The organism is Halorubrum sp. Atlit-28R (genome assembly GCF_003665955.1).
In the GTDB taxonomy this organism is placed as follows: domain Archaea; phylum Halobacteriota; class Halobacteria; order Halobacteriales; family Haloferacaceae; genus Halorubrum; species Halorubrum tropicale.
In genome coordinates, this window is the sequence record NZ_QPLS01000160.1 from 1 (window position 1) to 497 (window position 497).

Annotated in this window: 1 pseudogene; it reads right to left on the reverse strand. The window is 64.4% G+C overall.

The window, feature by feature from the left end:
• Positions 1-497: pseudogene (locus DVK06_RS17325) on the reverse strand (reverse transcriptase-like protein); the annotation flags it as partial.

The following is a 497-nucleotide window of genomic DNA, read 5'->3' on the forward strand; positions in this document are numbered from 1 at the left end:
TCAAGGCCCCAACGCCGCGATATCGGCACCGACCGTCGCCAGTGCGTCGGCGGGGTTCGGGTCGCTATCGGCCAGGTGCGTGTACCGGTGGTTCGGAACCTCCGAGAGCGCCGCAGCGATGGACTCGCTGTACGTCTCGACGCCGGCCTCGGTGGGGTCGTTACCGCCCCAGACATCGCGGATGACGGTCATCGAGTCGATTCAAACCGCTACGTTCTGTGGCTCGTAGCGAGCTATAGTTTGAAGAGGCCAAGTTGGAGAGCGACGTACTCCGCGGTGTTGTTCCCCGCCCGAGATCCGACGGGGCGATCGAGACGAGCCACCAACGTACAGGACGAACGAGCGGTCGGTCGGCTCCGGGACGGATAGACGGCTGCGATCTGAGGACAGGAGATCTTCGAGTGCCTGACGGAACTCCGCCGGGGTGGTTGCGGGGTCGAGGAGGCTGTTGTATCCGGGGACCGCGTCGTCGATGAGTTCGGTGGCAACTGCCATCT